This window comes from Streptomyces sp. UNOC14_S4 (assembly GCF_020740835.1).
In the GTDB taxonomy this organism is placed as follows: domain Bacteria; phylum Actinomycetota; class Actinomycetes; order Streptomycetales; family Streptomycetaceae; genus Streptomyces.
In genome coordinates this window covers 1-5,284 of record NZ_JAINFC010000511.1, presented here as the reverse complement: position 1 = coordinate 5,284, position 5,284 = coordinate 1, and the positions used below count along the sequence as shown (strand labels likewise).

Sequence of the window (5,284 nt, the reverse complement as noted above, 5' to 3'; positions counted from 1 at the left end):
GCTTCAACTCCCCCCACATTCACCGCATAGCGGAACCAAACAACCGTCATTCGGAGAACGGGAGATCAAATCCTTGTTGCGCCCCTGTCAATGACGGGCAATCAATGGCACCCTCAACTCAATTCGCTCTTGCACCACTCCTGTACCGAAGGGCGGCGCACGCGGGCTGCCCTAACCCCCCTCATAGGAGAACGAGTTGAGAAGCATCACTTCCACCTCCCGCAAGAACACCCTGCGCACCGCCGCCCTGGTCGCCTCCGCCGCCATGGTCGTCGTGGGGGTGCAGTCCGGCTCCGCCAGCGCCAAGCCGGACCGGGAGAGCGGCGCCCAGGCGCTCGCGCTGAGCGCCCCGCAGCGGGCCGCCGCGATCAAGGACGCGCAGTCCTCGGCGGACGGCACCGCCGCGAAGATCGGCCTCAGCGGCAAGGAGAAGCTGGTCGTCCGCGATGTGATCAAGGACGCGAACGGCACGGTCCACACCCGCTACGAGCGCACCTACGACGGCCTGCCGGTGCTCGGCGGCGACCTCGTCGTGCACGAGACGAAGAGCGGCTCCCGCAGCGTCGACAAGGCGACGGACGCCGACATAGCCGTGCCGACCACGACGCCGTCCCTCGCGCCCTCCGCCGCGAAGAAGAGCGCGCTCGCCGCCTCCTCCGACGCCAAGAACGCCAAGACCGACAGCCAGGCCCCGCGCAAGGTGATCTGGGCGGCCGAGGGCAAGCCGGTGCTGGCGTACGAGACCGTCGTCACCGGCGTCCAGAAGGACGGCACGCCGAGCAAGCTGCACGTCGTCACGGACGCGGCCACCGGCAAGAAGCTCTTCCAGCGCGAGGCCATCGAGACCGGCTCGGGCACCAGCACCTACGGCGGCACGGTCCCGCTGACCACGACGAAGAACGGCTCGTCCTACGAGCTCAACGACGGCGCGCGCGGCGGCCACAAGACGTACGACCTCAACCAGGGCGCGGACGGCACCGGTTCGCTCTTCACCAACTCCACCGACACGTGGGGCGGCGGCCGCCAGACCGCGGGCGTCGACGCGCACTACGGCGCGGCCGTCACCTGGGACTTCTACAAGAACGTGCTCGGCCGCACCGGCATCAGGAACGACGGCAAGGCCGCCTACTCCCGCGTCCACTACGGCGACAACTACGTCAACGCCTTCTGGGACGACGAGTGCTTCTGCATGACGTACGGCGACGGCGAGGGCAACAGCCACCCGCTGACCTCGCTCGACGTGGCCGCCCACGAGATGACCCACGGCGTCACCTCGGCCACCGCGGGCCTGATCTACAGCGGTGAGTCCGGCGGCCTCAACGAGGCGACGTCCGACATCCTGGGCACGGCCGCCGAGTTCTACGCCAACAACAGCAAGGACAAGGGCGACTACCTGATCGGCGCCGCGATCAACATCAACGGCGACGGCACCCCGCTGCGCTACATGGACAAGCCGAGCAAGGACGGCGCGTCGAAGGACTACTGGTCCTCCGGCCTCGGCCGCCTGGACGTCCACTACTCGTCCGGCCCCGCCAACCACTTCTTCTACCTGCTGTCCGAGGGCAGCGGCTCGAAGACGATCAACGGCGTGACGTACAACAGCCCGACCGCCAACAACTCCAAGCTCGCGGGCATCGGCCGGGACAAGGCCACCAAGATCTGGTACAAGGCCCTGACCACGTACTTCACCTCCAGCACCAACTACAAGGCCGCCCGCACCGGCACCCTCAAGGCCGCCGCGGACCTCTACGGCTCGACCAGCGCCGAGTACAAGGCCGTCGCGGCCACCTGGACCGCGATCAACGTGAAGTGATCCGCCCCGAGGCGACCCGTCCTCCTGTGTGACCCGTGTGACCCGTGACGAAGCGGGGACCGGCCGGTGCCGGTCCCCGCTTCGTACGCGTTTGTGTGCGCACCCCACCGCCATGACACCATCGAGGCGTGATCGACCTCGGCTACTCGCTCTCCCGCCGCTTCCCGGACCCGCCGCAGACGGACTACCGCACCGCCGACGTGCACACGCTGCGGCACGACCTCTTCTGCGGGGACGTCTACCTCGCCGACGTGAAGGCGGACCGCGAGCTGTCCACAGCCTGGGGATGGGTGCCCGTCCTGGACTTCGCCTGGGCGGTGTGCGACATCATGGAGCAGATCGACCGCGACCCGCGGGGCAACCGCTCGTCCGTCCCGCAGTACGCCGAGCTGGACTTCACCGAGTCGACCGACCGCATGATCTTCGAGCGCCGCTTCGGCTGGGTCGAGGTCGAGGCCGACTGGCAGCCCGCCGACGAGGCCCCGCTCACCTTCAACTTCAGGGCACTGCGCCGAGAGGCGCGCGACTTCCTGCACGACCTGATCGCGGACCTGACCGACATGCACGACGGCCTCGCCGACAACCCGGTGATCTGGGACCTCCAGGCCCGCTTCCCGCGCGTCTGACCGCAGGCCCGTCCCCCGTCGGCCGCCCCCCGTACAACCGTCCCCCGTATGGCCGCGGCGTGCGCGGCCGTACGTCTGAAAACCCCTCCACCAGGGAACACCTTGACCTCAAGCGCGGTCGAGGTTGAAGACTCACGATCGACCACATCGACCACAGCTCCGCTCCCTGGAGGAACCATGCACGCTGTCCGCCTGCACGCCTTCGGCCCCGCCGAGAACCTCACCTACGAGCAGACCGAGGACCCCGAGCCGGGCCCCGGCCAGGTACGGATCGCCGTCGCCGCCGCCGGGGTGCACCTGGTGGACACCACCCTGCGGCAGGGCGACACCAAGGGGCCGTACAAGCCGCCGCCGCTGCCCACCATCCCCGGGCGCGAGGTCGCGGGCACCGTGGAGTCCATCGGCGAGGGCGCCGACCCCGGGTGGCTGGGGCGGCGGGTCGTGGCGCACCTCGGCGCGGTGCCGGGCGGCTACGCGCAGCTCGCGGTCACCGAGACCGACAAGCTGCACCACGTCCCCGACGGGCTGGACTTCGACCACGCCATCGCCATGGTCGGCACCGGGCGCACGGCCCTCGGCATCCTCTCCTTCGCCGAGCTCGACGGGGACGACGTCGTGGTGATCCCGGCCGCCGCGGGCGGCGTCGGCGCGCTGCTCGTGCAGCACGCGAAGAACGCGGGCGCCACGGTCGTCGCCCTCGCGGGCGGCACCGCCAAGGTCGAGCGCGTACGGGAGCTGGGCGCCGACATCGCGCTCGACTACACCGATCCCGCGTGGCCGGAAGCCGCCCGTACCGCGCTCGGCGGACGTGCGGCCACCGTCGTCTTCGACGGGGTGGGCGGCGACGCGGGGCGCGCGGCCGTCGGGCTGCTCGGGCACGGCGGCGCCCACCTGGTCTTCGGCTGGTCGGCGGACGGAGGTCCGCTGTCCCTGGACCCGGAGGAGCTCGCCGCCCGGTCGATCACCTCGCGCAGCGTGCTGGGCCCGCCGATGATGGAGCGCTTCGGCGGGCCGGAGGGGATGCACCAGGTGCAGGAGGACTCACTGGCCCAGGCCGCGGAGGGCCGGGTGACCCCGCTGGTCACCCGCTTCCCGCTGGCCGAGGCGGCAGCGGCCCACCGCGCCCTGGAGACGCGGCGGACGGTGGGCAAGGTCGTCCTCATCCCTTGAGACGTCCCTTGAGACGTCCCTTGAGGAGACGTGCCTTGAGACGTCCCCTGACGTCCGCCGGGCACGGCCATGGGCGGCCGGAGCCCCAAACGCCGGTCACGGCCGCCCCAACCCCGCCCGGGGAACGAGTGAAGTCCATCCAAAATCCGCGATGACGGCGGAAACCCGAGGAGCGGCATTCGGCCATCCGGCCTAGTGTGGAGTGCGCCTCCGCATCGGCTTCACCCGAATCGGAAGAGAGCCGTCCGATGAGCTCCACGAACACGGGCCCCACATCCTCCTCCGCCGCCTCCTCCGCGTCGCCGTCGCCCGCCGGGCCCGCGGCCGATCCCCGCCGCTGGTGGGGCATGGTCGTCATCGCGATCGCCCAGCTCATGGTCGTCCTCGACGCGACCATCGTGAACATCGCCCTCCCCTCCGCCCAGCGCGCGCTGGGCATGTCCGACGGCAACCGGCAATGGGTGATCACCGCCTACACACTGGCCTTCGGCGGCCTGCTGCTGCTCGGCGGCAAGATCGCGGACCTGGCCGGACGCAAGCGCACCTTCATGATCGGACTCCTCGGCTTCGCGGGGGCCTCCGCCCTCGGCGGCGCCGCGCAGACGTCCGGGCTGCTGTTCATGGCCCGCGCCCTCCAGGGCGCGTTCGGGGCCCTGCTGGCGCCGTCCGCCCTCTCCCTGCTCACCACGACGTTCACGGACCTCAAGGAACGCAGCAAGGCCTTCGGCATCTACGGCGCGATCGCGGGCGGCGGCGCGGCCATCGGGCTGATCGCGGGCGGCCTGCTGACCGAGTACCTGAACTGGCGCTGGTGCCTGTACGTGAACGTGCCGATCGCCGTCGCCGCGTTCCTCGGCGCGGGGGCGTTCCTCCACGACACCGGCCGGCGCACCGGCGACGCCGCGCGCCTGGACATCCCCGGCGTACTGCTGGGCTGCGGCGGTCTGGTCGCGATCGTCTACGGGTGCAGCGAGGCCGAACCGCGCGGCTGGACCGACGCGCGCGTGCTGGGGCTGCTGTGCGGCGGGGTGGCGCTGCTCGCGCTGTTCACCTGGTGGCAGAAGCGGGCCCGGAGCCCTCTGCTGCCGCTGCACATCATCCGGGACCGGACGCGGGCGGGCTGCCTGATCACCATGGCCCTCGCGGTCGCCGCCATGTTCGGGATGTTCCTGTTCATGACGTACTACCTGCAGACCGTGCTGGGCTACTCCCCCGTACGGACCGGGCTCGCCTACCTGCCGATGACCACCGCGATCGTCGTGAGCGCCACCCAGATCTCCGCCCGCCTGCTGACGCACGTGCCGCCACGGGCCCTCGTCGTGCCCGGCACCCTGCTCGGCGCCGCCGGGCTCTTCCTGCTCGTCTTCCTGCCGGTCGAGCCCGCGTTCGTCTCGCACGTCCTGCCCGCCGAACTGCTCGTGGGCCTCGGCATGGGCCTGATCGTCATGCCCGTCATGGCCACCGCCACCGCGGGCGTGCCCCCGCAGGACTCCGGCGTCACCTCGTCCACGGTCAACACGGCCCAGCAGGTGGGCGGTTCCGTCGGCACCGCGCTGCTCAACACGATCGCCACGTCGGCGAGCGCCACATACCTCACCGCCCGCGCGAACAGGGGCGGGGCGGTGAGCGACGCGGTCGTCAAGGCCGGTGTCGTCCACGGCTTCAACGCGGCGAT

4 protein-coding genes are annotated in these 5,284 nt (G+C 71.0%); all 4 read left to right on the top strand.

Annotated elements, in window-relative coordinates; genetic code table 11:
* The first annotated feature begins 196 nt into the window (after nucleotides 1-196).
* Complete coding sequence (locus tag K6I34_RS30825) at nucleotides 197-1,813, top strand: M4 family metallopeptidase (RefSeq protein ID WP_229331074.1); 1,617 nt, start codon at nucleotides 197-199, stop codon at nucleotides 1,811-1,813.
* Between the two features lie 128 nt (nucleotides 1,814-1,941).
* A complete protein-coding gene (locus K6I34_RS30820; protein ID WP_229331072.1) occupies nucleotides 1,942-2,439 on the top strand; it encodes a hypothetical protein in 498 nt (165 codons plus the stop codon).
* Between the two features lie 177 nt (nucleotides 2,440-2,616).
* The gene (locus K6I34_RS30815) at nucleotides 2,617-3,609 is read left to right on the top strand and encodes a zinc-binding dehydrogenase (RefSeq protein WP_229331070.1); all 993 of its coding nucleotides are present in this window, start codon (nucleotides 2,617-2,619) and stop codon (nucleotides 3,607-3,609) included.
* 248 nt (nucleotides 3,610-3,857) lie between these two features.
* Nucleotides 3,858-5,284 (top strand): MFS transporter (locus K6I34_RS30810; protein ID WP_229331068.1); only part of this gene is annotated, 1,427 nt, incomplete at its 3' end.

Bases quoted from the DNA above. Each gene is read 5' to 3' on its own strand.
- K6I34_RS30815 (WP_229331070.1), top strand. From the start codon at position 2,617: ATGCACGCTGTCCGCCTGCACGCCTTCGGCCCCGCCGAGAACCTCACC.